This is a genomic window from Brachybacterium sp. NBEC-018, assembly GCF_024860185.1.
Lineage (GTDB): Bacteria > Actinomycetota > Actinomycetes > Actinomycetales > Dermabacteraceae > Brachybacterium > Brachybacterium rhamnosum.
The window spans coordinates 470190-496047 of record NZ_CP100650.1; the positions used below are offsets into that span (position 1 = coordinate 470190).

A 25858-nucleotide genomic window follows, 5' to 3' on the forward strand; every position below is an offset into this window, starting at 1 on the left:
TCCCCAGGAGACCCACCCCATGAAGTTCACCGACGGCTACTGGCTGATCCGCGACGGCGTGTCCCTGCAGCGCCCTGCCGAGGTCCACGACGTCGAGGACCTCGGCGACACGCTGCGGGTCCACGCGCCCGTGCGCCGCATCGAGCGCCGCGGCGACACGCTCAACACCCCCTCGATCACGGTGACCTTCACGGCGCCGCGCGAGGACGTCATCGCCGTGCAGATCGAGCACTTCGCGGGGCGGCGCGAGTCCCTGCCCCGCTTCGACCTCACCCCCGCCCCCGTCACCCCGGTGATCACCCAGGACGAGGAGCTGGCGACCTTCCGCTCCGGCCGGCTCGAGGCGCGCGTGGCCCTGCACGGCCCGTGGCAGGTGGACTACCTGTGGGACGGCGTCCTGCTCACCTCCTCGACCGCCCGCTCGATCGGCTACGCGCAGGTCGAGGGGAAGGGCCCGTTCGTGCACGAGCAGCTCGCGCTCGGCGTCGGCGAGCAGATCTACGGGCTCGGCGAGCGCTTCGGCGCCTTCGTGAAGAACGGCCAGAGCGTCGACATCTGGAACGCCGACGGCGGCACCTCCTCCGAGCAGGCCTACAAGAACGTGCCCTTCTACCTCTCCTCGCGCGGCTACGGCGTGCTCGTGGACGACGCCGGCCCGGTCTCCTTCGAGGTGGGCTCCGAGAACGTCACCGCGACCCAGTTCTCCGTGCCCGGCGAGCGCCTGCGCTACGAGGTCGTGGGCGGCGGCACCCCGCTCGAGGTCATCGACCGCTACACGGCCCGCTCGGGCCGCCCGCCCGCGCTGCCCGAGTGGTCCTTCGGCCTGTGGCTCTCGACCTCCTTCACCACCCAGTACGACGAGGAGACGGTGCTCTCCTTCGTGGACGGCATGGCGGAGCGCGGCATCCCGCTGAGCGTCTTCCACTTCGACTGCTTCTGGATGCGCGGCTTCCACTGGTCCGACTTCCGCTGGGACCCCGCGACCTTCCCGGACCCGCGCGGCCTCATCGCCAAGCTCCACGAGCGTGGCCTCAAGGTCTGCGTGTGGATCAACCCGTACATCGCCCAGCGCTCGGAGCTGTTCGCCGAGGGCGCGGAGGCCGGCCACCTGCTGCGCACCGAGGACGGCTCGGTGTGGCAGACGGACCTCTGGCAGGCGGGCATGGGCCTCGTGGACATGACGAGCCCCGCCGCGCGGGAGTGGTTCGCGGGCAAGCTCGACGCGCTGCTCGAGGACGGCGTGGACGCCTTCAAGACGGACTTCGGCGAGCGGATCCCCACCGAGGGCGTCGTCTGGGCGGACGGCTCCGACCCCCTGCGCGAGCACAACTTCTACACCCAGCAGTACAACCAGGTCGTCTTCGACCTGCTCGAGGAGCGCCGCGGGAAGGGCGAGGCCGTGCTCTTCGCGCGCTCCGCGACGGCCGGCGGGCAGCGGTTCCCGATCCACTGGGGCGGGGACTGCGAGTCCACCTACGTCGCCATGGCGCAGTCGCTGCGCGGCGGGCTCTCGCTCGTCTCCTCGGGATTCGGCTACTGGAGCCACGACATCGGCGGCTTCGAGGGCACCCCCGATCCCACGCTGTTCAAGCGCTGGGTCGCCTTCGGACTGCTGAGCTCCCACTCGCGGCTGCACGGCTCGAGCTCCTACCGGGTGCCGTGGCTGTTCGACGAGGAGGCGGTCGACGTCATGCGCGAGTTCGCGGAGCTCAAGCAGACCCTCATGCCCTACCTGCTCGCGGCCTCCGCGACGACGACCCGCACCGGCGCCCCGGTCATGCGGCCCATGGTCATGCAGTTCCCCGAGGATCCCGCCTGCCGCACCCTCGACGCCCAGTACATGCTCGGCGAGGACCTCGTCGTCGCCCCCGTCCTGCAGGAGGACGGGACCGTGGACGTGTACCTGCCCGCGGGCCGCTGGGTGCACCTGCTGGACGGCGAGGAGGTCGACGCGAGCGCGGGCGGCCGCTTCCTGCGCCGCACCTACGACGTGCACTCGCTGGGCCTGTTCGCCCGCGCCGGCTCCGCCCCGCTCGCCCTCGTGGGCGGTGCCTCATGAGCGGGTCCTTCGCCCCGGGCCGGCTGCTCCTGGGCGGGGACTGGAGCCCCGAGCAGTGGGACCCCGCGACCTGGGACGAGGACGTGGAGCTGCTGCGTGAGGTCCGCGCGAACACGGTGAGCCTCGGCATCTTCTCCTGGTCGAGCCTCGAGCCGGAGGAGGGGCGGTTCGAGACCGCCTGGCTGGACGAGGTCCTGGACCGCCTCGACATGGCCGGGATCGGGTACTTCCTGTCCACGCCCACGGCCTCCCCGCCGCCCTGGTTCTCCCTCGCCCATCCCGACGCCCTGCCCGTGCGACCCGACGGCGTGCGCCTCACCCACGGCTCGCGGGACACCTACGCCGTGAGCGCCCCCGCCTACCGGGAGGCGTCACGCCGAATCGCCCGGCTGCTCGGCGAGCGCTACGGCGACCGGCCCGGGCTGCGCGGATGGCACCTGCACAACGAGTACGGCACCCTCGACCACGGCCCGCACGCGGCCCGCGCCTTCCGGGCGTGGCTCCGGGCGCGGTACGGCACGGTCGAGGCGCTGAACCGCGCCTGGTGCACGGCCTTCTGGTCCCAGGGCTACAGCTCCTTCGCGGAGGTCGAGCCGCCGCGCGCGACCCAGTACCTCCCCAATCCCTCCCAGGCGATCGACTTCCGCCGCTTCTCCTCCGACGAGATGCGCGCGGCCCTGCGCGAGCAGCGGGAGGAGATCCGGGCCGCGGGCTCGCAGGCGCCGGTGACGACGAACTACATGCTGCCCACCTGGAACCACCTCGAGCAGTGGTCCTGGGCCGACGAGCTCGACGTCGTCTCCCTGGACCACTACCTCGACACGGCGGGCCCCGATGCGGAGGCCCACGTCGCCTACGGCTCGGACCTCGCGCGCTCGTGGTCCGGCGGCCCGTGGGTGCTCATGGAGCAGAACGCGACGGGCATCAAGGTCGACGGCCGCACCCTCGCGAAGAGCCCCGAGCGGATGCTGCGGCACTCGCTGGGCTACATCGCCCGCGGCTCGCAGTCCTCCCTGTTCTTCCAGTGGCGCCAGAGCGCGGGCGGGGCGGAGCAGTGGCACGGCGCGCTCGTGCCCCATGCGGGCCGCGACTCGCGCGCCTTCCGCGGGGTGAGGCGGCTCGGCGAGGTGCTCGAGTCCCTCGCCCCCGTGGCCGCGCTGCCCGAGGAGGGCCCCCTCGTCGAGGCCGAGGTGGGCCTGCTGTGGCATGCGGACGGCTGGTGGGCGCTCGAGACGCCGGACCTGCCGAGCGCCCAGCTGCGCTACGGCGAGGAGCAGCGGGCCACCCACCGCTCCTTCCACCGCGCGGGGATCCCGACGGACTTCGTGCGCCCCCTCGCGGACGTCTCCCGGTACCGCCTGCTGGTCCTCACCTGCCAGTACCCGCTCTCCGACGCGGAGGTCACCTGGCTCGAGGAGTACGTCGAGGGCGGCGGCCACCTCGTGGTCACCTACCTCTCGGGCCTCGCCGACGAGCACCTGCACGTCGCGACCGGCGGCTACCCGGGCCGGCTGCGGGAGCTGCTGGGCGTGCGCGGCGAGGAGATCCTCCCGCTGCCCGCGCGGGAGGTCGTCACCCTCGACGACGGCACCGTCGCGGAGGAGTGGACCGAGCTGCTCGCGGCGACGGACGCCGAGGTGCTCGCCCGCTACACGCACGCGGACCTCGCGGGGCTGCCCGCGATCACCCGTGCCCGCCGCGGCGCGGGCACCGCGACCTACGTCTCCGCCCGCTGGACCCAGGAGTCGCGGGACACGTGGCTGCGCGCGGCGGCGCAGGAGCTCGGCATCGGCCCGACCCTGCCCGGCGCAGCGGAGCGCGGCCTCGAGGCGGTGCGCCGGCGCGGCCACGGGGTGGACCACCTCTTCCTCCTGCACCACGGGGACCGTACGGTGCGCGTGCAGGCCAAGGGCACGGACCTCGTGAGCGGCGCGTCCGCCGCTCCGGGCCTCGCCGTCCCCGCGGGCGGCGTCGCCGTGCTCTCCCTGCCCCCGGGCACCGCCGCCCGCCTGCTCCCCTGAGAGGACCCCTGATGGCCCTGTTCGACCTGCCCCTGCCCGCCCTGCGCGAGCACCGTCCCGAGCTCGACGAGCCCGCGGACCTCGACGCCTTCTGGGAGGGCACGCTCTCCCGCGCCCGCGAGCACGAGGTGCTCCTGGACGTCACGCCCGTGGAGACGGGGCTCGACCTCGTCGACGCCTTCGACGTGACCTTCGCGGGCCATGACGGCGCGCCCGTGCGCGCCTGGTACCTGCGGCCCGCCGCGGCGACCGGTCCCCTGCCCGTCGTCGTCCAGTACATCGGCTACGGCGGCGGCCGCGGCCGCCCGATCGACCATCTCGTCTGGGCGGCCGCCGGCTACGCGCACCTGGTCATGGACACGCGCGGCCAGGGCGGGGTCTGGGGCAGCGGCGGCGACACCCCGGACCCGGTCGGCTCGGGCCCCGCGGCGCCGGGCTCGATGACCCGCGGCATCACCTCCCCGGAGACCTCCTACCTGGTGCGCCTGCAGACGGACGCCGCACGCGCGGTCGACGCCGCGCGGGCGCTGCCGGGGACCGACGGCCGCGTGGTCGTCACGGGCGGCAGCCAGGGCGGCGGCCTCGCCGTCGCGGCGGCGGGCCTCGTGCCCGACGTCGACGCGGCAATGCCGGACGTCCCCTTCCTGTGCGCCATCCGCCGCGCGATCGACATCACGGACGCGGATCCGTACCAGGAGATCGTCCGCTTCCTCGCCGCGAACCGGGGCGCCGAGGAGGCCGCCTGGCGCACTCTCTCCTACGTGGACGGCGTGCACCTGGGGCGGCGGGCCCGCTGCCGGGCGCTGGTCTCCGCCGCGCTGCGGGACACGATCGTGCCGCCGTCGACCGTCTTCGCGGCCGCGAACCACTGGGGCGGGCTGCACGGGGAGCCGGGCGCGCTCGCCGAGGTCGAGGTCTACCCGTACAACGGGCACGAGGGCGGCGGCTCCGTGCAGCGGGAGCGTCAGCTCGCGTGGCTCGCGGAGGCGGTGCCGCTCACGCCTCGGGGCTGAGCGCGCTGGTCAGCGCGAGGGCCGCGGCGCCCACGGAGCAGGGGTGCGGCTGGACGGTGGAGACCGCGACCTCGAGCGCCGGGGGCAGGGCGCCCGTGCGGGAGCGGAGCACGCCCGCGAAGGCCTCGCGGTAGATCCGCGGCGCCATCGAGACGCTCGTGCCGCTGAGCACGACGCGCTCGATGCCGAGCGGGCCGGCGATCCCGGCGACGGCCCCCGCGATCGCCCGCGCGCTCGCCGTGACGACGCCCGCGGCGCGCTCGTCCCCGTGGCCGGCGGCCTCGGTGAGGCGGGCGTGGTCGGTGAGGACGCGCTCCCCCGCGGGGTCCAGCCCGAGCTCCGCGCCGAGGCCCTGCTCGAGGGCGCGGCGGACGTCCGCCGCGGGGGAGGCGAGCTCGTGCAGGGGCGTGCCGTCGGGGCCCGCGGCGACGTGGTCGAGCTCCCCGGGCCAGCCCGTCGCGGGCAGCAGGGGGCGGCCGTCGCGCAGCAGGGCCACACCGATCGTGGGCCCGAGGTGCACGGTGAGGCAGGGCCGCTCGGGGTCCTGCTCGCCCACCCAGGCGCTGCCGAGCCCCGCGCAGACGGCGGCGGTCCCGATCACGACGGGCGCGCCCGTGAGCTCCCGGACCGCGGCGCCGATCTCCTCGACGCCGAGGCCGTGGCCGCGGAGGTCCGCGATGCCGATCCCGGTGAAGGCCTGACGCTGAGCGGGGTCGAGGGCGCCGAGCTCGGCGAGCGCCGCCCGCAGCGGCTCGGCGAGGCGCGCCTCGTCGAGGGCGCCGAGGGGCAGCATGACGCGGCCGCGCAGCGCCCCGGTGACGCCCATCGCGACGAGGGAGAGCCGGTCGCTCTCGACGGTGCAGCCGACGGCCCAGCGGGAGGTCGTCGAGACGCGGAGCAGGGAGGCGGGCTTGCCGCCCGTGGAGCGGGCGCGGCCGGACTCGAGGACGAGGCCGTCGGCGATGAGGCGCTTGACGGAGTTCGTGACGGTCGCGGCGGTGACGCCGAGGTCGCGGGCGATCGCGACGCGGGTGGTGTCCGGGGAGCGGCGGATCGCGTCGAGGATCGCGGCGTCGGTCCGGGCGCCGCTGCGGGCGGGGATCGAGCTCATGCGGGCCTCCTCGAGGGCGCGGGGATGTCGTGACGTCATCGTGACCGGTCGCGGCCGCGGTGTCCGCTTGACGAGCCGTGAGCATCGTCGCATACTTCCTCGTACTTCCTTAAGTTAGTCAATGAAGTTACTCGGGAAGTCACGCAGCCGCACCATCCGCACGCACAGTCGCGTCCCCCAGGAGAGCAACGATGCACCTCAGCCGCCGGACCCTCGGAAAGCTGTCCCTCGCCACCGCCCTGCCGCTCGGCCTCGCCGCCTGCGCCGGCCAGTCGAACCTCGACACCGGCAGCGGCGACGGGGAGAGCAAGCCGATCATCACGACCTACAACGGGGCCGGCGCCGGCTTCACGAAGAACTTCAACCCCCACTCCCCGACCGTGCTGAGCATGGTCCAGGGCATGATCTTCGAGCCGCTCTTCTACTACAACCCGCTCGCCGCGATCGACGTGGACCCCGTCCCCCAGCTCGCCGAGTCCTTCACCTGGAACGAGGACGGCACCGAGCTCACCGTCACCACCCGCGCGGGCGTGACCTGGTCCGACGGCACCGCCTTCACCGCGAAGGACGTCGCCTTCACCTTCAACCGGATCAAGGACACCGAGGCCCTCAACCCCGCCGGCACGGCCCCCTCCGCGAAGGCGAGCGACGACACCACCGTCGTGCTCACCTACGCCATCCCCTCCTTCGTCGAGGGGCCGACGGCCCTGGGCCGCACCTGGATCATCCCCGAGCACCTCTTCACCGACGTCGAGGACCTCTCCACCTACACGAACGAGGAGCCGATCGGCACCGGCCCCTTCACCCTCGGCGACTTCACCCCCGAGTCCTACCTGCTCAGCGCCAACGGCTCGTACTGGGAGGAGGGCAAGCCCGCGATCGGCGGCGTGCGCGTCATGTCGCTCTCCGGCAACCAGTCCGCGACCGACAAGTGGCTCGCCGGCGAGATCGACTACACCTCGACCTCCATGCCGAACCTCGACGAGCACGTGAAGTCCAACCCGGACCTCAGCTACACCAACTCCCCCACCTCGCAGTGCGCCCTCTTCGCCTCGTCCAACCCGGAGCTCGGCAGCGAGGGCCCGCAGACGGACCCCGCCGTGCGCCAGGCCCTCTACTACGGCATGGACCGCGAGCAGCTCTCCAAGCTCGCCTTCTACGACCTGGGCACCGCGATCTCCCCCTCCTTCGGCCTGCCCGAGCGGGACAAGGACTTCATCGACCCGTCGATCGAGGACGCCCCCTGGAACGCGGACACCGCCAAGGCCCAGAAGGTCCTCGAGGACGCCGGCTGGGAGAAGGGCTCCGACGGCGTCTACGCGAAGGACGGCGAGCGGCTCTCGATGACGATCAGCTGCCCCACCGGCTGGTCCGACTTCGTCACCGCCCTGGACACCCTCGCCGAGCAGTACAAGAAGGTCGGCATCGAGCTCGTCCCCCAGCAGGTCTCCGTCAACGAGTGGAACGACTCGAAGTCCACCGGGAAGTTCCAGCTCGTCATCGACTCCCTCGGCCAGGGCCCCGCCCCGGACCCGTACTACCTGTACAAGACCTTCTACGCGACGGACTCGACCGTGAAGGTCGGCGAGAACGGCAACCCGTACCAGAACTCCGCCCGCTTCTCCGATCCCGACGTCGACGCCGCGCTCGAGGCCGCCGCCGGCACCGACGACCCGGCCGTGAAGAAGGAGCAGTACGCGAAGATCCAGAAGATCATCGTCGAGGCCATGCCCTACGTCCCCGTGCTGATCGGCTCGAGCCTCACCGAGTACAACAACTCCAAGGTGACCGGCTGGCCCACCCAGGACGACCTGTACTGCTACCCCATGTCGTGGTCCGCCCCGGACAACGCCCAGGTCCTCAAGACCGTCACCCCCGCCTGATCGCCCGCTGCCGCCGCCCCCGTGCGGGGCGGCGGCGGCACCGCGGACGAAAGGACCCCCGGTGCACATCCTCCGGAAGCTCGGCTTCTACCTGGTCGCCCTCTGGGCCGCCGTCACCCTGAACTTCTTCATCCCCCGCGCGCTGCCCGGCAGCCCCGTGGACGCCGTGCTCGGCAAGCTCGCCCTGCGCGGCCCCGTCTCCGCGGAGACCCGGCAGGCCATCGAGGTCATGCTCGGCACGGACTCCCAGGGCTCGCTCCCCCAGCAGTACGTGCAGTACCTCGGGAACCTGCTGCGCGGCGACCTCGGCGTCTCCGTCACCTACTTCCCGACCCCCGTCGGCCAGGTGATCGGGCAGTCGATCCCCTGGACCCTCGTGCTCGTCGGCGTCTCGACCGTGATCACCTTCCTCATCGGCATGGCCCTCGGGACGATCGCCGGCTGGAAGCGCGGGACCTGGCTCGACTCGCTCATCCCCGCGACCACGATCATGCAGTCGGTGCCCTACTTCTGGCTCGCCCTGCTGTTCGTCTACATCCTCTCGGTGAACCTCCACCTGTTCCCGATCTCCGGCGGCTACGACGTGACCCTCGTGCGGCCCGCGCTGGACTACCCCTTCGTCTCCAACGCGATCTACTACGCCTTCCTGCCCGCGCTCACGATCGTGCTGAGCTCGCTCGGCGGCTGGCTGCTGGGCATGCGCAACATGATGGTCTCCACGCTCAGCGAGGACTACATCCTCACCGCGGAGGCCAAGGGCCTGCACCCGCGCCGGATCATGCTCACCTATGCGGCCCGCAACGCGGTGCTGCCCAGCGTCTCGGGCTTCGCGATCTCGCTCGGCTTCGTCGTCTCCGGCTCGATCGTCGTGGAGTCCGTCTTCTCCTACCCGGGGATCGGCTACACGATGCTGCAGGCCGTCAACAACAACGACTACTCGCTCATGCAGGGCCTGTTCCTCATCATCACCGTGTCCGTGCTCGCCGCGAACCTCGCGGTGGACCTCCTGTACGGCATCATCGACCCCCGCACCCGGGCCCGTGGCTGAGGAGGCCCCCATGACCACAGAGACCACCGAGACCGCCGCTCCCCCCACCACGACCGCCGCGATCGCGACGACCCGCGCGCCCCGCCGCCGGCCCGCCCCGACCCTCGTCATCGGCGTCGGCATCGTCCTGGTCATCGTGCTCTTCGGGCTGATCGGCCCGCTGCTCGTCCAGGACCCGCTCGCGATCGGCAACGACGGCATGCAGCCGCCGAGCGCGGCCCACCTGCTGGGCACCACGCAGACCGGCCAGGACGTGCTCGCCCAGCTCGCCCACGCGACCCGCGGCTCGCTCCTCGTGGGCGTCCTCGTCGCCGTGCTCGCCCTGTTCCTCTCCGCGTTCTTCGGGATCCTCGGCGGCTACCTCGGCGGCTGGCTCGACGAGGGCTTCTCGCTCTTCACGAACGTCGTGCTGATCCTCCCCGGTCTGCCGCTGATGATCGTCATCGGCTCCTACGTCGAGCAGCGCGGTCTGCTGCTGATCGCCGTGGTCCTCGCGATCACCTCATGGGCCGCCTCGGCGCGCGTGCTGCGCTCGCAGACCCTCTCGATCCGCAACCGCGACTACGTGCAGGCCGCGAAGATCGCCGGGGAGAAGCCCTGGCGGATCATCTCCGTGGAGATCCTGCCGAACCTGCTGCCGGTCATGTCCAGCGGATTCGTCTTCGCGCTGATCTCCGCGATCCTCGGCGAGGCGGGCCTGAGCTTCATCGGCCTCGGCGTCGTCGGCACCCAGACCTGGGGATCGATGCTCTTCTACGCGCAGAACGGGCAGGCGCTCACCCTGGGCGGCTGGTGGTGGTTCGTCCCGCCGGGCTTCCTCATCGCGGCCCTGGGCTGCGGGCTCTCCCTCATCAACTTCTCCATCGACGCGATCATCAACCCCCGGCTGCGCAGCGCGCCCGCCAACGCGCGGCGCGTGCGCCGGGCCGAGAAGAAGGAGGAGGCAGCGGCATGAGCACCCCCACCCCCGATCCCGCGAACCCGCTCGAGGCGGAGATCGCCCCGGACATCGAGGAGGTCCGCGCGGGCGCCGACTCCCCCGTCTCCGAGGAGGCCGTGCTCACCGTGCGCGACCTCGACGTGGTCTACGAGGTCGAGACGCCCGTGCACGCCGTCCAGGGCGCGAGCTTCACGCTGCGCCGCGGCGAGATCCTCGGCCTCGCCGGGGAGTCCGGCTGCGGCAAGACGACCCTCGCCTACGGCCTGAACCAGCTGCACCGGCCGCCCGCCCGCATCACCGGCGGCTCCGTGACCTTCCACGGCCGCGACGGCGAGGACGTCGACGTGCTCGCCCTCGAGGGCGAGGCCCTGCGCGCCTTCCGCTGGTCCCGCATCGCCATGGTGTTCCAGGGGGCGATGAACTCCCTGAACCCCGTGATCAGCATCAAGGCGCAGCTCGAGGACGTCTTCACCACGCACCGCCCGGGCATGGACGCCGCCGCGCGCCGCGCCCGCAGCGAGGAGCTGCTGCGGCTCGTGGGCGTGGACCCCTCCCGCATCACGGCCTTCGCCCACGAGCTTTCCGGCGGCATGCGCCAGCGCGTCATGATCGCCATGGCGCTCGCCCTGGACCCGGACCTCATGATCATGGACGAGCCGACGACGGCCCTCGACGTGGTCGTGCAGCGGGAGATCCTCCAGGAGATCCTGCGCCTGCGCAGCGAGCTCGGCTTCGCGGTCGTCTTCATCACCCACGACCTGCCGATGCTGCTGGAGATCTCCGACCGCATCGCCGTCATGCGCGCCGGGCGGATCGTCGAGCTCGACACCGCGGAGAACCTCTACTTCGCCCCGCAGCACCCCTACACCCGCCGCCTGCTCGGATCCTTCCCCTCGCTCACGGGCGACGCCGGGGACTTCCTCCGCGCCGGCTACTCCACGGAGGGCACCCGATGACCACCCTCACCGCCCAGGACCTCGACAAGACCTACACCCTGCGCAGCGGCCTGCGCTTCTCGCAGCTGCGGGCCGTCAAGGGCGTCTCCTTCGAGCTGCGCCCCGGCCGCACGGTCGCGCTCGTCGGCCAGTCCGGCTCCGGCAAGTCCACGATCGCGAAGCTGCTCATGCAGCTCGAGCGGCCCACCTCCGGCAGCCTGCTGCTGGACGGGAAGCCGATCGGCCGCCGCGGGAAGGCCCTCGCGGACTACCGCCACCAGGTGCAGATGGTCTTCCAGGACCCCTTCGCCTCGCTCAACCCGTACCACTCGATCGGCCACCACCTCGTGCGCCCGCTCATCGTGCACGGCCGGGCGACCTCCCGCACCGCGCCCGGGGCGGCGAAGGAGCTGCTGGCCCGCGTGAACCTCCCCGCGGACGACGCCTTCATGGCCCGCCGCCCGCACGAGCTCTCCGGCGGCCAGCGCCAGCGCGTCGCGATCGCCCGCGCCCTCGCCCCGGGGCCGACGGTCCTCGTGGCCGACGAGCCCGTCTCGATGCTCGACGTCTCCGTGCGCCTGGGCGTGCTGAACCTCCTCGCCCGCCTGCAGCGGGAGGAGGAGCTCGCGATGCTCTACATCACCCACGACCTCGCGACCGCCCGGCACTTCTCCGACGAGATCCTCGTGATGTACCGCGGGGAGGTCGTCGAGCGCGGCGACGCCGACGAGGTGATCCTGAACCCGCAGCAGGAGTTCACCCGACAGCTGCTCGCCGCGGCCCCGGAGCCCGGCACCAACCAGCGCTTCCTCGCGGAGGCCCGCCGGCGCGGCGTGCCGATGCCCGACCACCTCGCCCCCCAGGAGGACCTCGCATGACCCGCACCGATCTCCACGACGGCTGGACCCTGACCGTCGTGGACGGCCCCGCGCCCTTCCCGGTGCAGGACCTGCCCGCGACCGTCCCCGGCACCTTCCTCACGGACCTCCTGGACGCGGGGCTCATCCCCGACCCGTACCTGGACCGCCACGAGGCGGAGCTCGCCTGGAGCGGCGAGTGCGACCTGCTGTACCGCACCGCCTTCACCCTCGACGAGGTGCCCGCGGGCCGCACGGACCTCGTCGCCGCCTCCCTCGACACCGCCGCGACGGTCGTGCTGAACGGCGCCGAGGTCGCGACCGTGCAGAACCAGCACCGCTCGTGGCGCTGGGCCGTGGGGCCGCTGCTGCGCGCCGGGGAGAACGTGCTCGAGATCCGCTTCGCCTCCCCGCTGCGCACGGCCCGCGAGAACGCGGCCGCGCAGGGGGACCTGCCGTACATCGGCAACCTGCTGCCCTACAACGCGATCCGGAAGATGGCCTGCAACCTCGGCTGGGACTGGGGCCCCGTGCTCGTCACGAGCGGGATCGCCGGCCCGATCGGGCTCGAGAGCTGGACGGGCGCGCGCCTGGACAAGGTGCGCCCGCAGGTCACGCCCGACGCGGAGGGCCCGGGCGGCACGGTCGCCCTGACCGTGCCGATCGAGCGCGAGAGCGCGGACGGCGAGGCGCTCACCGCGCACCTCGAGGTCGCCGGGCCCGACGGCGCCGTGCTCGGCGCCGCGGAGGTCGCCGTCGACGCGGACGCGCAGGAGACCGCGATCGCCGTGCACCTCGACGAGGTCGAGCGCTGGTGGCCGCGCGGCTACGGCGAGCAGCCCCTGTACACGGCGCGGCTCGTGCTCGAGGACGCCGCCGGCGCCGAGCTCGACCGCATGGAGCATCGCGTCGCCTTCCGCACCGCGGGCTTCGTCGAGCGCACCGACGAGGTGGGCACCTCCTTCACGATGGTCGTCAACGACCGTCCCGTGCTCGTCAAGGGCGCCAACTGGATCCCCGACGACTGCTTCCCCACCCGCCTCACCGGCGACGACTACGCGCGCGGCCTCGCCGACGCCCTCGACGCCGGCATGAACATGCTGCGCATCTGGGGCGGCGGGCTCTACGAGTCGGACCTCCTCTACGACCTGTGCGACGAGGCCGGGGTGCTGGTCTGGCAGGACTTCGCCATGGCCTGCGCCGCCTACAGCGAGGAGCAGCCGCTGCGCGGCGAGATCGAGGCGGAGGCACGGCAGAACGTCGTGCGCCTCGCCTGGCATCCCTCGCTCGTGCACTGGAACGGCTCGAACGAGAACGTCGAGGGCTACCACCACTGGGGCTGGAAGGACACGCTCCCCGAAGGGAAGGGTTGGGGGAACGCCTACTACACGGAGATCCTGCCGGCCGTGCTCGCCGAGCTCGACCCCACCCGCAGCTACACGCCCTCGAGCCCCTACTCGCGCGGCGCCCTCGACCGGCCCCGCGACCCCGACCACGGCACCGTGCACAACTGGGTCGTGTGGGCGAGCGACGAGGACAACGACTACACCCACTACCGCGACACCTCCCCCCGCTTCGCCGCCGAGTTCGGCTTCCAGGGCCCCGCCTCCTGGGCGACCGTCGAACGGGCGATCAGCGAGCGGCCGCTCGTCGCCGACTCCCCCACGATGCTCGCCCACCAGAAGGCGATCGACGGGCAGAGGAAGCTCGTCGCCGGCTACCGGCCGCACTTCCCCGACCCGGTCGACTTCGTCGACTTCCACCTCACGACCGCGCTCAACCAGGCGCGCGCGCTGCGGGTGGGGATCGGGCACTACCGCGCCCTGTGGCCCCACTGCGGGGGCACGATCATCTGGCAGCTCAACGACTGCTGGCCGGTGACCTCGTGGGCCGCGGTGGACGGCGACGGCCGCCGCAAGCTGCTCTGGTACGCCATGCGGGACCTGTACGCGCCCGTGCTGCTCACCGTGCAGCCGCGCGAGGGCGGGCCGGTCGCGGCGATCGGCAACGACACCGAGGGGACCCTCGCGGGGACCCTGCGGCTGCGCCGGATCGACGTGGACGGGACCGTGCTCGCCTCCGCCGCGCTCGAGGCCGAGGTCGCCCCGCGCTCCACGGGCCTGCTCCCGCTGTCCGAGGCGCTCGTCTCCCCCAGGGACCCGGCGCTCGAGGCGCTCGTCCTCGAGCTCGAGGTGCCGGGCGCCGAGGTGCTGCGCGCGCTGCACTGGTTCGCGGAGGACAAGGACCTCCAGCTCGACCCGGACGCCCTCTCGGTGAGCGCCCGGCGCCGCGGTGACGGGGTCGCCCTGACCCTCAGCGCCCACTCCCTCGTGCGGGACGTCGTGATCGTCGCCGACCGCGTGCACCCGGGTGCCGTGGCCGATCGCCAGATGATCGACCTGCTCCCCGGCGAGGCCGTGACCGTGCAGGTCAGCGCACCGGAGGGCGTGGAACTGGACCCCGAGGCGCTGCTCGGCGAGCGCGTCGTGCGCCACGTGGGCGAGCTCGTGGCGCGCTCGCGTCGCACGGAGCCGCTCGCAGGGGCCACCATGGCCCCATGAGCACCTTCGGCTTCATCGCCCCCGAGGACATCTGGTCCGCCCGCTCCGAGCAGTACTTCAACCAGGTCCTCGCGGGGATCGAGGACGCGGTCGCCGGAGCGGGCCACACGGTGCTCACCCGGGCCGTCGCCTCCCGCGAGGAGGAGATGGCCGCCTACCGCGACTGGGCGGCGCGCGGCACGGTCGCGGCCGTGGTGCTGCGGGACCTCGTGCCCGAGGACCCGCGGCCCGCGCTGCTCGCCGAGCTGGGCCTCGGCCACGTCCTCGAGGGGGACGTGGTCCAGGACGGCGAGGCGCCCTCGGTGACGGTGGACAACGCCGCCGTCATGCGGGGCGTGCTCGACGCCCTGCGCTCCCGCGGCCTCGAGCGGATCGCCCACCTGGGCGGCCCGCAGGGGCTCGTGCACTCCGCCCTGCGTCGCGGCGCCTACCTCGACTGGTGCGCCGCGGCCGGGGAGACCCCGCGCACGGCGGAGGGCGACTACACCGGCGACAGCGGCGCCCGCGCCCTCGACGCCCTGCTCACCGCGGCCGACGACGGACCCGACGTGCTCCTCGCGGACAACGACGCCATGGCCCTCGGCGCGCTCGAGCGGGCGCGGCTGCGCGGCATCGCCGTGCCCGGCACGCTCTCGATCGTCTCCTGGGACGACTCGATGGCCTGCCAGCTCCACGAGCCGCCGCTCGCCGCCCTCGGCGCCGCTCCCCGCGCGACGGGCGCCGCCGTGGGCCGTGCCCTCAGCGCCCTCGTCGAGCAGCCGCTGCGCGTGCTCCACGAGCGCCGCCCCCAGCCCGTGCTGCTGGACCGGGGGACGCTGCGGGGCTGAGGCTCTGCTCGGGCCGCTCGACAGCAAGCGCTTGCCACGAAGGCACCCGAACAACCTCGGCAAACGCTTCCACCTGGGCTTAGGTCTTGACAAAGCGCTTTCCATGTCGGGAACATGTGAGACAGTTCGGGTCCCCCCCCCGAGCGCCCGGGCCCGCGATGACGCCGCCCGGTCGGAACGGCCACGCCAATGACGCAGGCCCATCCCAGGAGCCCCAGCCATGACCTCCATGAATCGCCGCACCCTCCTCGCCGCCGGCACCGCCGCCACGGCCGCCGCCGGACTCGCCGCCTGCGGGTCGAGCTCCTCCGGCACCGCCGGGGACGGCCCCCTCCAGCTCGTCGGATCCGGCGACGCGAACCAAGGCGGCGGCTATGCCGCCATGGTCAAGAAGTACCTGGAGGAGACCGGGGTCGAGATCGAGATCGTCGACGTCCCCTACGACGACCTGGCCACCAAGGTCTCCAACGCCGCCAAGGCGAACGACCTCCCCGCTATCGCCCGCATGCCCGCACTCGACCCCGCCTGGCTCGACCGCACCGTCGACCTCGCGGACGTGGTCAAGGAGGTCGCGCCCATCGAGGGCATGTACGCAGCCGACGCCGACGGGAAGATCCCCTCCCTGCCCAGCGACCTCACGGCCGTCGGCATGTTCCTCAACAAGGACCTCTGGGACGGAGCCGGCGTCTCCTACCCCACGACATTCGACGACAAGGTCTGGACATGGGACGAGTTCGTCGACGCCGCGACCCAGGTGCGGGAGAAGAGCGGAGTGAAGTTCTCCCTCGCGATGGACCGAAGCTCCCATCGGCTCAACTCGTTCCTCTACCAGTTCGGGTCCGAAGGCCTCGCGCTCTCCGAGGACATGACCTCGTACTCGGCCAACGACAAGACCCAGGCCGCCCTCGAGTACTTCGTGAAGCTCAACGACGACACGTTCATGCCCCGCAGCGTCTGGCTCTCCGAGGACGACCCGAACGCGATGTTCAAGACCGGCCAGGTCGCCGCCTACTACTCCGGGTCGTGGCAGATCGCCGACTTCGCCGCCAACATCACCGACTTCGAGTGGATCAGCGTCCCCATGCCTGCGCAGCCCGAGCAGGCCACGAACTTCGGCACCGCCGGGGTCGTCGTGGTCTTCGAAGGCACGGGCCAGGAGGACAAGGCGCTCGACTTCGTCCGCTGGCTGTACAGCAAGGAGAACTACGCCGAGATCTCTCGGATCTCCGGCTTCCTCCCCGCCATCCAGGACGTTGAGGTGGAGTACGACTCCCGGCAGGAGGACTTCGCCCTGTACAACGAGGCCATCGCCGCGACACCGGCCTTCGTCAAGGATCAGAAGGCGCGGGAGCTGAAGCTCCAGGCCAGCGGCACCGCCGCCCCCGTGGACGGCGACCCGCTGCGAGACGGCATCGTGAAGGCCATCAACGGCGAGACGACGGTCGCCGAGGCGCTCAGCAGCGCCCTCGAGCAGCTCAACGAGAGCCTGTCCTGACATGCTCGCCGCCACCGCCGCACCGCCCTCGGCCCCGGCCCGGAAGAGACCGCGGACGAGCGCGCGCCGTGAGCGTCGTCGCCGCGGCCTCGTCGCCGCCGCGTTCCTGCTCCCCGCCTTCGTCCTCTTCGTGCTCTTCTTCCTCGGTCCGGCCGGCCTCGGCCTGCTCTACTCGTTCACGGACTACCGCGGGTACGGCACCCCGGAGTTCGTGGGTCTGGAGAACTATCAGAAGCTGTTCACGGACACGGACTTCTACTCGAGCCTCTGGCGCACGCTGCTGTACACCGCGGTCTCGGTGCCGTTCGGCTACCTCGTCACGCTGCTCATCAGCGCCCTGCTGGTGAGCAGCGAGGCGAAGGGGGCGACGGTCGCCCAGGTGATCTTCTTCTTCCCCTGGCTCATCTCGCCCATCGTCACCGGTGTGATCTGGCGGTGGATGTTCGGCGAGAACTTCGGGCTCATCAACTACCTGCTGAGTCTCCTGGGAGTCTCCCCGGTGCACTGGGCCTCGGACCCGAACCTCGCCCTCGTGGTCGTGATCCTCGCCGGCTCCTGGGGCGGGACCGCCTTCTCGATGCTGCTGTTCATGGCAGCGATGCGGAACATCCCGACGTCGTACCTCGAGGCGGCCTCGCTCGACGGCGCCGGCTCCGTGACCCGCTTCCTCCGGATCACGTGGCCCCTGCTGCGGCCCACGTCGTTCCTCGTGATCCTGCTGGGCACGATCGGCGCCATGAAGGAGTTCGCCATGATCCAGGCGCTCAACGGCGGCGGCCCCGGGACCAGCAACGTGCTCGTCGTCCAGTACATCTACAAGACCGGGTTCGAACAGTCCAAGATCGGGTTCGCGAGCGCCGCCTCGATGGTGCTGATGGTGATCCTGCTGATCGTCGCCCTGGTCCAGACCCGTTTCGACAGGAGCGACCTGTCATGACCAAGTCCCTGCGCTGGATCGCACCGACCACCCTCGTCTGGTTCCTCGCCGCGCTCTTCCTGATCCCCGTGCTCTGGTTCCTCCTGAGCTCGTTCAAGCCCGGCAGCGAGCTGTTCACGTGGCCGCTGCGCCCCCTGCCCCAGCGCTGGACCCTCTCCGGGTTCCGGACGGCGTGGGAACGCTACGACTTCCAGCAGTATTTCGTGAACACCGCCGTCGTCGCGGTGGTGACGACGGTCTTCACGGTGTTCATCAGCGCCTGCACCGGCTTCGCTCTCGCGAAGTACCGCAATCGCTGGGTGCAGGCGTTCTTCCTGTGCATCCTCGCCACGACCATGCTCCCCACCGAGGTCATCATGCCCTCGACCTTCTCGGTCATCCTCGGTCTCGGCCTGTACAACTCCCTCGCAGGCATCATCATCCCGTCGATCATCACCGCGACCGGGATCTTCATGTTCCGGCAGTTCTTCTCCACGGTCCCGGACGAGCTCCTCGAGGCGGCGAGGATCGATGGGGCGGGCGAGTTCCGGATCTTCTTCACCCTCATGCTCCCGATCGCCCGACCGATCATCGCGGTGCTCGCGATCTTCTCGTTCCAGTGGCGCTGGAACGACTACATCTGGCCGCTGCTCGTGCTGAACGACCCCAAGAAGTACACGCTCCAGCTCGCCCTGCGATCGATCGTCGGCGCGGAGAACATCGACTGGTCCGTGCTCCTCGGCGCCTCCGTGATCTCGCTGCTGCCGATGGTGCTGCTGTTCCTGGTGTTCCGCCGGCAGATCATGAACTCCGACATCAACTCCGGCCTGAAGGACTGATCCGATGACGTCCGGCGCCCGCGCCCTGGCCGCACTTCCCGCCACCCTGCAGGACCTCGTCCACGAGGCGGCAGCAGTTCTCCCCGACCGCGCGGAGGGGCTCCGCGGGCGCGGGACCCGGCATCGGATGCTCGGACGGTTCCTGCGCGATGCGGCCCTGCTGGAGTGGTGCGGGATGACGGTGCCGGGGATCGAGGCCGGTCGCGAGGCGGCGATCGACCACCTGCTGTCCCTGCAGTCCCCCGGCGGCACGTTCCGCAGCGGGGACAATGTCGACTCCCCTCCGGATTCGGCGTTCACCGTCAACGACCTCGCCCTCACCCAGGCCCTGCAGAGAGAACCGGGAATCGACGCCCTCCTCAGCGCTGCCCGACGCGCGCTCGTCCACGGCGGGGTGCACACCCCGAACCATCGATGGGAGATCAGCGCCGCCCTCGCTCGGCTCTCGGCGCTGTACGGCTGGCAGGACTGCCGCGACCGAGCCGAGCAGTGGCTCGCCGAAGGGGTGGACCTCCAGCCCGACGGCATGTTCTCCGAACGGAGCGCCAACTACGCCGCACACGTCTCGATCCCGAGCCTGTTGATCCTCGCTCGCGAGCTCGATCGCACGGATCTGCTCACCGCCGCCGACACGGCGACGCTTGTCCAGGCGAAGCTCACCTCTCCCGACGGCACGGTCGAGACGCTCGCCTCTCGCCGGCAGGACCAGGTACGCCCCTTCGACGGCGGCGCCATGCTCCCTCTCTTCCACGCCCACGCGGTGCGGACCGGGGACCCGCTCACCGGACGGGCTGTACTCCGGGTCCTTCCTCGCGCTGACGGCAACGCAGCTCTCACCCTTGTCGCGCTGGGCGCGGAAGACCCGCGCACCATCGGAGCTCTGCCGCTCCCGGCCGCGGAGCCCGATGCGGAGAACCCGGAGATCATCGAACTGGCGACGTCAGGGTTGGCGGTGGTCGATCTCGGCACCTCAAGGACCGTTCTCCACGGAGGGACCGACACTCAAGCATTGGGGAGAGTGACCTCCGGCGGCGCTTCGAATCCGACTTTCGCGCGGCTCAGCGGCCGGCAGCTCGCCGTATCTGATCTGCGGCTCTCACGAGACTTCTTCTCCCTGGGCCCACTGCGTCCTGCGGCACCAGTGCGCTCCGGAGTCCTCTCGTGGACACTGACCGAACAGCTGCAGGCGGAGTACTTCCAGCCCCTGACCGGTGACGATCTCTCCGCTACGGGCGAGTACGGGCTGGAACACAACGGGCGCTTCGCAGCAGCGATGGCCTTCTCCCGTCGCCGCACGGACCTGATCTCCCTCCGCACCGAGATGACGGCACAGCTGCGCCTCGACGGCGTCGATCTTCGATGGGAGGTCGAGGGGCCACCGACCGCCCTCTGCCTGATGCTCGCTCTCGAAGGCATTCGCGACGAGGGCGGCGACGATGGTGAGGCAGTGCTCCGACCGATCGACGGACAGTCGTCCGCAACCGCCCGATTCCGCTCCCGCGACGGTGGCGAGGAGCTCTTGATCTCGGCACGCGGTTCACTGGGAGGAGCCGCCTTCTACGACCCGGGAGAGAGCTTCACCTTTGTGGGCGGCACGGACGAGCCGCACGGAAGGACTCTCCTCATCCCCGCGACGAGCACCTCCCCGCTGGAGCTCAGCCTGTCGATCCTCCGCCGCTGATCAGCGCGGCAGGACGACGGGGCTGCCCGTCCCCGGGTCCCGGATCACGCGGCAGTCGAGGTCGTACACCGCGCGCATGGTCCCCGGGGTGACGACCTCCTCGGGGGTGCCGGTCGCGACGACCCTCCCCTCGCGCAGGGCGATGACGTCGGTCGCGAAGCGCGCCGCGAGGTTGAGCTCGTGGAGCACCGCCACGATCGTGCGGCCGCTGCGCCGGAGCTCCTCGAGCAGGCGCAGCACCTCGATCTGGTGGGTGATGTCGAGGAACGTCGTGGGCTCGTCGAGCAGCAGCAGCTCGGTGTCCTGGGCGAGCGCCATGGCGATCCAGACCCGCTGACGCTGCCCGCCGGAGAGTGTGTCCACCTCGCGGGCCGCGAGCTCGCGCACGCCCGTGCGCTCCATCGCCTCGGCGACGACCCGCTCGTCCTCCCGGGTCCACTGGGAGAAGACGCTCTGGTGCGGGTAGCGGCCGCGGGAGACGAGGTCGAGCACCGTGATGCCCTCCGGGACGGCGGGCGACTGGGGCAGCATGCCGAGCCGGGTCGCGAGGTCCCGCGCCCGCATCCGGGCGACGTCGGCCCCGTCGACGAGGACCTGCCCGGAGGCGGGCCGCATGACCCGGGCGAGGGTCCGCAGCAGGGTCGACTTGCCGCAGGCGTTGGGGCCGATGATCGCGGTGAACGACCCGCGGCGCACCCGCACGGTGACCTGGTCGAGCACGGCGGGTCCGTCGCCGTAGCCGACGCTGATCCCCTCCCCGCGCAGCCGTGCGTCGGTCATCGTCGGCCCCCTTCCCGGAGCAGCAGCCACACGAGGTACAGGCCGCCGATGCAGACGGTCACGGAGCCCACCGGGAGGACGGCGCCGGGGACCACGTGCACGGCGATCAGATCCGCCGCGGCGAGCAGGACGGCCCCGGTCAGGGCGGAGCCGACGGGGTCGAAGGAGCCCGAGCGGCGCAGCCGACGCGCGATCTGCGGGGCCGCGAGCGAGATGAACGCGATCGGCCCGGCGACCGAGGTCACCACGGCCGTGAGCGCGACGCCGACGACGGCGAGCAGGATCTTCGCGCGCTCGACGCGCAGGCCCAGCATCGTCGCCCCCTCGTCCCCGATCTCGAGGGCGCGCATCCAGCGGGCGAGCAGGGGGACCGTGGCGAGCAGCAGGGCCGCGACCGCGGCGACCACGGCGACGGAGCCCCAGCGCACAGGGGTCAGCGAGCCGGCGCCCCAGACCGCGGCCCGCAGCGACACGTCCAGGCTCGCCTTCACCGAGAACCAGGTGTTCGCCGAGCTCAGCACCGCGCCGACGGCGATGCCGACGACGACCAGGCGGAACCCCTGGAGGCCGCCCCGGTAGGCGAGCAGGTAGACGACGGCGGCCGTGAGAAGGCCTCCCGCCACGGCGCCCGCGGCGAGCGCCCCCGCTCCCGCGCCGCCGAGCACCATGACCACGAGCACCCCGGTGAAGGAGCCCGTGTTCAGGCCGATCACGTCGGGGCTGCCGAGCGGGTTGTCCGTGAGCGACTGGAAGATCGCCCCGCTCACGCCCAGGCAGGCGCCGAACACGAGGGCGGCGACGGCCCGCGGGGCGCGCCATTCGACGACCACCATGCGGTCCAGGCGGGGCGCGTCGGGCAGGAAGGCCGCGAGCACCCTGCCCGGCGGCACCACGCGGTCCCCGAGCGAGAGCGCGAGCACGAGCAGGCCCAGGGCGAGCAGCAGCAGGACGAGGGAGAGCACGAGCCGGCGGGGGTGGACGATGCGGCTCAACGGGCCGAGGCGCAGCACGCGGGCGCCGGCGGGGGCGCTCACAGCGCACCCCGCGAGGAGCGGCGCACGAGGTGCACCAGCACGGGCGCGCCGAGGAAGGCGGTCATCACGCCGGCCTGGAGCTCCGCGGGCATGACGACGACCCGTCCCAGGACGTCGGCCGCGACGAGCAGCACGGGGGCGAGCACGAGCGAGAGCGCCAGCAGCCGGCGCTGGTCCGGCCCGGTGAGGAAGCGGACGGCGTGGGGGACCATGAGGCCCACGAAGCTGATCGGCCCGGCCGCGGCGGTCGCGGCCCCGCACAGCAGGGTGATCGCGGCGACGGCGAGGGTGCGCACGAGGAGGACCCGCACGCCGAGGCTGCGGGCGAGGTCCTCCCCCATGGCGAGCGCATTGAGCGCCGGGCCGCAGGCCAGGGCGATCACGAGGCCCACGAGGACGAAGGGGACGATCGCCGTGATGGTCCCGGCGGGGCGGTCCGCGAGCGAGCCCGCGCCCCAGTAGCGCATCCGGTCGAAGGTGTGGGGGGAGAGCAGGGCGAGGGAGCGGCTCATCCCCATGAGGACGGCGCCGATCGCGACGCCGACCATCGTCAGCCGCAGCGGGGTGGGCCCGGATGGTCCGCGGGCGGCGACGGCGTGCACGAGCACCGCCGTGGCGAGGGCGCCGGCGAGCCCGAACCACAGGTAGCCGTCGATCGTCGTGAGGTGGAGGACGGCGACGGCGAGCGCGATCGCGAGGCCTGCCCCCGCGTTCACGCCGAGGATCCCCGGATCCGCGAGGGGGTTGCGGGTGACGGCCTGGGCGAGGGCGCCCGCGGTCCCGAGCGCCGCGCCGACCACGACGCCGAGCACGGTGCGCGGCACCCGCACCTCGCGGACGGTGCTGTCCTCGATCGTCCCGGTGGGGGCGACGAGGGCGTGCCAGACGTCGGCGGGCGCGATCCCGCCGGAGCCGACGAACAGGCTCGCGAGGCTGACGCCCGCGAGCAGGAGCAGGCTCAGCAGGAGCGCGCCGACGAGGGCGCGGGGCCGCAGGGCGGCCGAGGCGGGCGCGGCGCTCATGCGGGCAGCAGGCGGAAGGCGCACATCCCCCAGCCGAGCTCGCTCGTCCCGACGCCGCCCCAGCCGGCCCGCCGGGCGAGGAGCTCCACCGCGCGGCCGTCGCGCGGGGCCGCGCCCGTCACGGCGACGTCGAGCAGGGCCCGGGCGGCCGCGGAGCCGCCGAGCGCGTCGGGCCGCGCCGCGGCGACCACGAGGGCCTCGGGGGCGACGGCGCGCAGCTCCCGCAGGTGAGCGACGGCCTCCTCGTCCTCGAGCAGGTGCAGCTCGAGGACGGAGACGACGGCCTCGGCGGGGCCCGTCGTGAGCGCGGCGCGGTCGCCGAGCATGTCCGCGACCACGGGGGCGCCGCGGCCCACGAGGGCGAGGCGGCCCTGCGGGGAGGAGGCGCCGGGCAGGGAGTCGAGGGCGCGCAGCAGCCCGTGCTGGAGGTAGCGCAGGGAGCCCGCCTCCTCGGCGACCTCCTCCTCCCAGGCGGGGGTCCCGCGGAGGGTCTCCGCGAAGGAGCGGCCGTTCCGGCGGCGCCAGGCGGTGCCCCCGCCGCGGAGCGCCTGCGGGAGCTCGGCGAGCGCGACGAGGCGCTCGGCGTCGAGGCCCTCGAGCTGCTCTCGGGCGTGCTCGTCGTCGACGAGCTCGCGACCTCGGGCCGTGAGGGCCCCGTCCTCGACCAGGCCCTGCTCCTGCAGCACGTCGAGCAGCACGGCCAGCTGCCGGGCGTCGGCCCCGACCTGCGCGGCGAGGTCCTCCGCCCGCGCAGGGCGCTCCCGCAGCGCGTCGAGCACCCCCAGCTCGAGGGCGGCGCGCACGGCGAACCACGCCACCGGGGACGGGGGCGTCGCCGCCCCCGTCCCCTCGGCGTCCCCCTCGTCCGCACCCACGGTCCAGTAGCCGGTGATCGCCAGCTGCGTGCGCGGCAGGGCGTTCTCCCGGGTCGCCCAGCGGCGCAGCGGCAGCAGCGCCCGGGACTCGCCGGCCGCCCACACGAACGGCCGCGCGCCGAGCGCGGCGATCCCGCCGAGCTCCGCGACCCGGGCGCGGACGGCGTCGAGCAGCGCCTCGCCGTCGGCCGGGTCCTGCCGCACGAAGCGCACGCTGTCGCCCTCACGGAGCGCGAGCTCCTGTCGCGCGGCCGGGTCCTCGATCACGACGAGGGCGTGCGCGGGGACGGGCAGCGGGCGCTCGTCGAAGTAGCGGCCGATCGCAGGCAGGGCCGTCTCGTCCCCCACGAGCAGCACCCCGGTGGTCCCCGCAGGCAGCACCATGCTGGACTTCGGGCCGACCAGCGCGACCTGCTCCCCCGGCGCGGCGTGCGCGGCCCAGGTCGCCGCGGGGCCGTCCCCGTGCAGCACGACGTCGAGGTCCATCCAGCCCTCGTCGAGGTCGAGGGCGCGCGGCGTGTAGTCGCGGCACTCGCGCTCCGGGGCGTCGGTCCACTCGATGCCGTCGGCCAGCTGCCGCGGCAGGGCGGCGGCGAGATCGGCCCCGGGGGCGAAGATCAGCTTGACGTGGTCGTCGAAGCCCGGGGCGGTGAAGCCCGCGAGGTCCAGCCCGTCACGTCGGAAGCGCCTCAGCTCGGGGCCGCCGAGGCGCACCCGCCGCATGCGCGGGGTGACCTCGCGGACCTCGAGCACCTCGAGGGTGCGCAGCACGAGCGGGTGGATCAGGAGCTCGTGCTGGCTCATCCCGCGAAGGTCTCCTGCAGCAGGTCCAGGAGGGCGAGGGCCTCGTCGTAGTCGTGGCGGCTCGCCCAGTAGGGGAGGTCGTAGGCGTGCCCGTCCTGGAAGGCGGGGAGGTCCTTCCAGACCGCGCGCCGCCCGAGCTCCTCGACGGTGAAGGTGTCCTGGTTGAAGCCGCAGACGAAGACGGTCGGCGAGGTCACCAGCTGGCCGAGGTTCTCGGTGGAGAGCTCCGCGGAGTCGCCGCCCGCGGTGTAGGGCTCGAGCTCGTGGGTGCTCGCGATCGGGTCGATCTCGAAGCCGAGCCCCTCGAACTCGGCGGGGACGAAGTCCTCGAGGAAGACGAACGGGGTCCCCTCGCCCGTGACGTAGAGGAGGGAGATCGGCTGCGGGGGCAGGGTGATCGCCGCCTTCACCTCGGCGAGCCTGTCCTCGTACGCCGCGACGAGCTCGTCGAGGGTCTCCTTGCGGTCGAAGACATGCTCGGCGAGGAAGGAGAACTGCTCCCGCCAGGAGGTGAGGGCCTTGTCGACGAGGACGGTGGGCGCGATGGCGGAGAGGTCCTCGTAGGCCTTGTCCGCCTGGAAGTAGGGGAAGCCCCAGCCGCCTGCGACGATGAGGTCCGGCTCCATGCCGAGCACGGCCTCGAGGTCGAATCCGTCGGAGCTCCAGGACAGCATCTGCGTGCCGGCCTGCGTGGGCGCGTCGCCCCAGAACTCGGAGAAGCTGCCGTCGACCTCGGCGGCCTCGGTCGTCGTCGCGGCGACGGGGAGGTCGAGGTCGAACAGGTAGCCGGCGAGGGCGTAGTTGAGCACGACGATCCGCTGCGGGTCGGCGGGGACCTCGACGTCGCCCTTCACGGTGCTCACGGTGCGGGTGCCGGCGGCGCCGCCGTCCGAGGCGTCGGACCCCGCGGACGAGGAGGACGAGGCCGTCCCCTCGTCCGCGCAGGCGGCGAGGCCCAGCAGAGGAGCGGCGGCGAGGGCAGCGGCGAAGGTGCGCCGGCGCAGAGCGGTCATCGATGTTCTCCCGGGGGATGTCGTGGAGCGGACCCGGTCGGGCGTCCCGGACCGTGCCGGCGCCCCCGGGCCCGTTCCCAGCGAGGTAAGTGTCACCTAACTTAGGGGACCCTTCCCCGCAGGGGTCCCGGAATGCGACATTGG

General features: G+C 72.6%; 20 protein-coding genes. 14 read left to right on the forward strand and 6 right to left on the reverse strand.

All coding sequences use genetic code 11. The features are described from left to right. Positions 1-19: 19 nt before the first annotated feature. From yicI to NLU66_RS02160, 3 genes are read left to right on the forward strand one after another with little or no spacing between them, the layout of a single operon-like run. The gene (yicI, locus tag NLU66_RS02150; RefSeq protein ID WP_259361313.1) at positions 20-2059 is read left to right on the forward strand and encodes an alpha-xylosidase; all 2040 of its coding nucleotides are present in this window, start codon (positions 20-22) and stop codon (positions 2057-2059) included. Beyond that, positions 2056-4080 (forward strand): beta-galactosidase, encoded by a 2025-nt coding sequence (locus tag NLU66_RS02155; RefSeq protein WP_259361314.1) that lies wholly within the window; start codon positions 2056-2058, stop codon positions 4078-4080. The genes yicI and NLU66_RS02155 overlap by 4 nt, the downstream gene beginning before the upstream one ends. Before the next feature lie 11 nt (positions 4081-4091). Then, complete coding sequence (locus tag NLU66_RS02160) at positions 4092-5093, forward strand: acetylxylan esterase (protein ID WP_259361315.1); 1002 nt, start codon at positions 4092-4094, stop codon at positions 5091-5093. On the opposite strand, the gene NLU66_RS02165 is transcribed toward NLU66_RS02160, so the two are convergent. Continuing rightward, positions 5077-6204, reverse strand: a complete 1128-nt coding sequence (locus NLU66_RS02165) for an ROK family transcriptional regulator (RefSeq protein WP_259361316.1) — start codon at positions 6202-6204, stop codon at positions 5077-5079. The genes NLU66_RS02160 and NLU66_RS02165 overlap by 17 nt on opposite strands. Positions 6205-6395: 191 nt before the next feature. Between NLU66_RS02165 and NLU66_RS02170 the strand changes: the two genes are divergently transcribed. The 11 genes from NLU66_RS02170 to NLU66_RS02220 all read left to right on the forward strand — a co-directional run bounded on the left by NLU66_RS02170 (position 6396) and on the right by NLU66_RS02220 (position 20186). Then, positions 6396-8087 carry an ABC transporter substrate-binding protein gene (locus NLU66_RS02170; protein ID WP_259361317.1) on the forward strand — a complete coding sequence of 564 codons (1692 nt, stop codon included), beginning with the start codon at positions 6396-6398 and terminating at the stop codon, positions 8085-8087. A gap of 61 nt (positions 8088-8148) precedes the next feature. Then, the gene (locus NLU66_RS02175) at positions 8149-9135 is read left to right on the forward strand and encodes an ABC transporter permease (RefSeq protein ID WP_259361318.1); all 987 of its coding nucleotides are present in this window, start codon (positions 8149-8151) and stop codon (positions 9133-9135) included. Positions 9136-9145: 10 nt separating this feature from the next. After that, a complete protein-coding gene (locus tag NLU66_RS02180) occupies positions 9146-10090 on the forward strand; it encodes an ABC transporter permease (protein WP_259361319.1) in 945 nt (314 codons plus the stop codon). Continuing rightward, the gene (locus tag NLU66_RS02185) at positions 10087-11031 is read left to right on the forward strand and encodes an ABC transporter ATP-binding protein (protein ID WP_259361320.1); all 945 of its coding nucleotides are present in this window, start codon (positions 10087-10089) and stop codon (positions 11029-11031) included. Before NLU66_RS02180 ends, NLU66_RS02185 begins: the two co-directional genes overlap by 4 nt. Next, positions 11028-11888, forward strand: coding sequence for an ABC transporter ATP-binding protein (locus tag NLU66_RS02190; RefSeq protein ID WP_259361321.1), 861 nt, complete (start codon positions 11028-11030; stop codon positions 11886-11888). The genes NLU66_RS02185 and NLU66_RS02190 overlap by 4 nt, the downstream gene beginning before the upstream one ends. Then, entirely contained in the window at positions 11885-14428 is a 2544-nt protein-coding gene (locus NLU66_RS02195) for a glycoside hydrolase family 2 protein (protein WP_259361322.1), read from the forward strand. Before NLU66_RS02190 ends, NLU66_RS02195 begins: the two co-directional genes overlap by 4 nt. Next, a complete protein-coding gene (locus tag NLU66_RS02200) occupies positions 14425-15255 on the forward strand; it encodes a LacI family DNA-binding transcriptional regulator (RefSeq protein WP_259361323.1) in 831 nt (276 codons plus the stop codon). Before NLU66_RS02195 ends, NLU66_RS02200 begins: the two co-directional genes overlap by 4 nt. Before the next feature lie 220 nt (positions 15256-15475). Next, entirely contained in the window at positions 15476-16750 is a 1275-nt protein-coding gene (locus NLU66_RS02205) for an ABC transporter substrate-binding protein (RefSeq protein ID WP_259361324.1), read from the forward strand. A gap of 1 nt (position 16751) precedes the next feature. After that, positions 16752-17687: a carbohydrate ABC transporter permease gene (locus NLU66_RS02210; RefSeq protein ID WP_259361325.1), complete on the forward strand. Its 936-nt coding sequence runs from the start codon at positions 16752-16754 to the stop codon at positions 17685-17687. Beyond that, complete coding sequence (locus NLU66_RS02215) at positions 17684-18505, forward strand: carbohydrate ABC transporter permease (RefSeq protein WP_259361326.1); 822 nt, start codon at positions 17684-17686, stop codon at positions 18503-18505. Before NLU66_RS02210 ends, NLU66_RS02215 begins: the two co-directional genes overlap by 4 nt. A 4-nt stretch (positions 18506-18509) precedes the next feature. Beyond that, positions 18510-20186, forward strand: a complete 1677-nt coding sequence (locus tag NLU66_RS02220) for a hypothetical protein (protein WP_259361327.1) — start codon at positions 18510-18512, stop codon at positions 20184-20186. Here NLU66_RS02220 and NLU66_RS02225 read toward each other — a convergent pair whose 3' ends face one another. The 5 genes from NLU66_RS02225 to NLU66_RS02245 are packed head-to-tail and all read right to left on the reverse strand — an operon-like array spanning position 20187 to position 25714. Then, positions 20187-20966: an ABC transporter ATP-binding protein gene (locus tag NLU66_RS02225; protein ID WP_259361328.1), complete on the reverse strand. Its 780-nt coding sequence runs from the start codon at positions 20964-20966 to the stop codon at positions 20187-20189. Next, on the reverse strand, positions 20963-22000 hold the full coding sequence (locus NLU66_RS02230) for a FecCD family ABC transporter permease (protein ID WP_259361329.1): 1038 nt from the start codon (positions 21998-22000) through the stop codon (positions 20963-20965). The genes NLU66_RS02225 and NLU66_RS02230 overlap by 4 nt, the downstream gene beginning before the upstream one ends. After that, entirely contained in the window at positions 21997-23022 is a 1026-nt protein-coding gene (locus NLU66_RS02235; RefSeq protein WP_259361330.1) for a FecCD family ABC transporter permease, read from the reverse strand. Before NLU66_RS02235 ends, NLU66_RS02230 begins: the two co-directional genes overlap by 4 nt. Continuing rightward, complete coding sequence (locus NLU66_RS02240; protein ID WP_259361331.1) at positions 23019-24701, reverse strand: siderophore-interacting protein; 1683 nt, start codon at positions 24699-24701, stop codon at positions 23019-23021. The genes NLU66_RS02235 and NLU66_RS02240 overlap by 4 nt, the downstream gene beginning before the upstream one ends. Then, positions 24698-25714 carry an ABC transporter substrate-binding protein gene (locus NLU66_RS02245; RefSeq protein ID WP_259361332.1) on the reverse strand — a complete coding sequence of 339 codons (1017 nt, stop codon included), beginning with the start codon at positions 25712-25714 and terminating at the stop codon, positions 24698-24700. The genes NLU66_RS02240 and NLU66_RS02245 overlap by 4 nt, the downstream gene beginning before the upstream one ends. Positions 25715-25858 lie beyond the last annotated feature (144 nt).

Coding starts and splice junctions, on each gene's coding strand:
- yicI (WP_259361313.1), top strand. CDS start 20: ATGAAGTTCACCGACGGCTACTGGCTGATCCGCGACGGCGTGTCCCTG.
- NLU66_RS02155 (WP_259361314.1), top strand. CDS start 2,056: ATGAGCGGGTCCTTCGCCCCGGGCCGGCTGCTCCTGGGCGGGGACTGG.
- NLU66_RS02160 (WP_259361315.1), top strand. CDS start 4,092: ATGGCCCTGTTCGACCTGCCCCTGCCCGCCCTGCGCGAGCACCGTCCC.
- NLU66_RS02165 (WP_259361316.1), bottom strand. CDS start 6,204: ATGAGCTCGATCCCCGCCCGCAGCGGCGCCCGGACCGACGCCGCGATC.
- NLU66_RS02170 (WP_259361317.1), top strand. CDS start 6,396: ATGCACCTCAGCCGCCGGACCCTCGGAAAGCTGTCCCTCGCCACCGCC.
- NLU66_RS02180 (WP_259361319.1), top strand. CDS start 9,146: ATGACCACAGAGACCACCGAGACCGCCGCTCCCCCCACCACGACCGCC.
- NLU66_RS02185 (WP_259361320.1), top strand. CDS start 10,087: ATGAGCACCCCCACCCCCGATCCCGCGAACCCGCTCGAGGCGGAGATC.
- NLU66_RS02190 (WP_259361321.1), top strand. CDS start 11,028: ATGACCACCCTCACCGCCCAGGACCTCGACAAGACCTACACCCTGCGC.
- NLU66_RS02195 (WP_259361322.1), top strand. CDS start 11,885: ATGACCCGCACCGATCTCCACGACGGCTGGACCCTGACCGTCGTGGAC.
- NLU66_RS02200 (WP_259361323.1), top strand. CDS start 14,425: ATGAGCACCTTCGGCTTCATCGCCCCCGAGGACATCTGGTCCGCCCGC.
- NLU66_RS02205 (WP_259361324.1), top strand. CDS start 15,476: ATGACCTCCATGAATCGCCGCACCCTCCTCGCCGCCGGCACCGCCGCC.
- NLU66_RS02210 (WP_259361325.1), top strand. CDS start 16,752: ATGCTCGCCGCCACCGCCGCACCGCCCTCGGCCCCGGCCCGGAAGAGA.
- NLU66_RS02215 (WP_259361326.1), top strand. CDS start 17,684: ATGACCAAGTCCCTGCGCTGGATCGCACCGACCACCCTCGTCTGGTTC.
- NLU66_RS02220 (WP_259361327.1), top strand. CDS start 18,510: ATGACGTCCGGCGCCCGCGCCCTGGCCGCACTTCCCGCCACCCTGCAG.
- NLU66_RS02225 (WP_259361328.1), bottom strand. CDS start 20,966: ATGACCGACGCACGGCTGCGCGGGGAGGGGATCAGCGTCGGCTACGGC.
- NLU66_RS02235 (WP_259361330.1), bottom strand. CDS start 23,022: ATGAGCGCCGCGCCCGCCTCGGCCGCCCTGCGGCCCCGCGCCCTCGTC.
- NLU66_RS02240 (WP_259361331.1), bottom strand. CDS start 24,701: ATGAGCCAGCACGAGCTCCTGATCCACCCGCTCGTGCTGCGCACCCTC.
- NLU66_RS02245 (WP_259361332.1), bottom strand. CDS start 25,714: ATGACCGCTCTGCGCCGGCGCACCTTCGCCGCTGCCCTCGCCGCCGCT.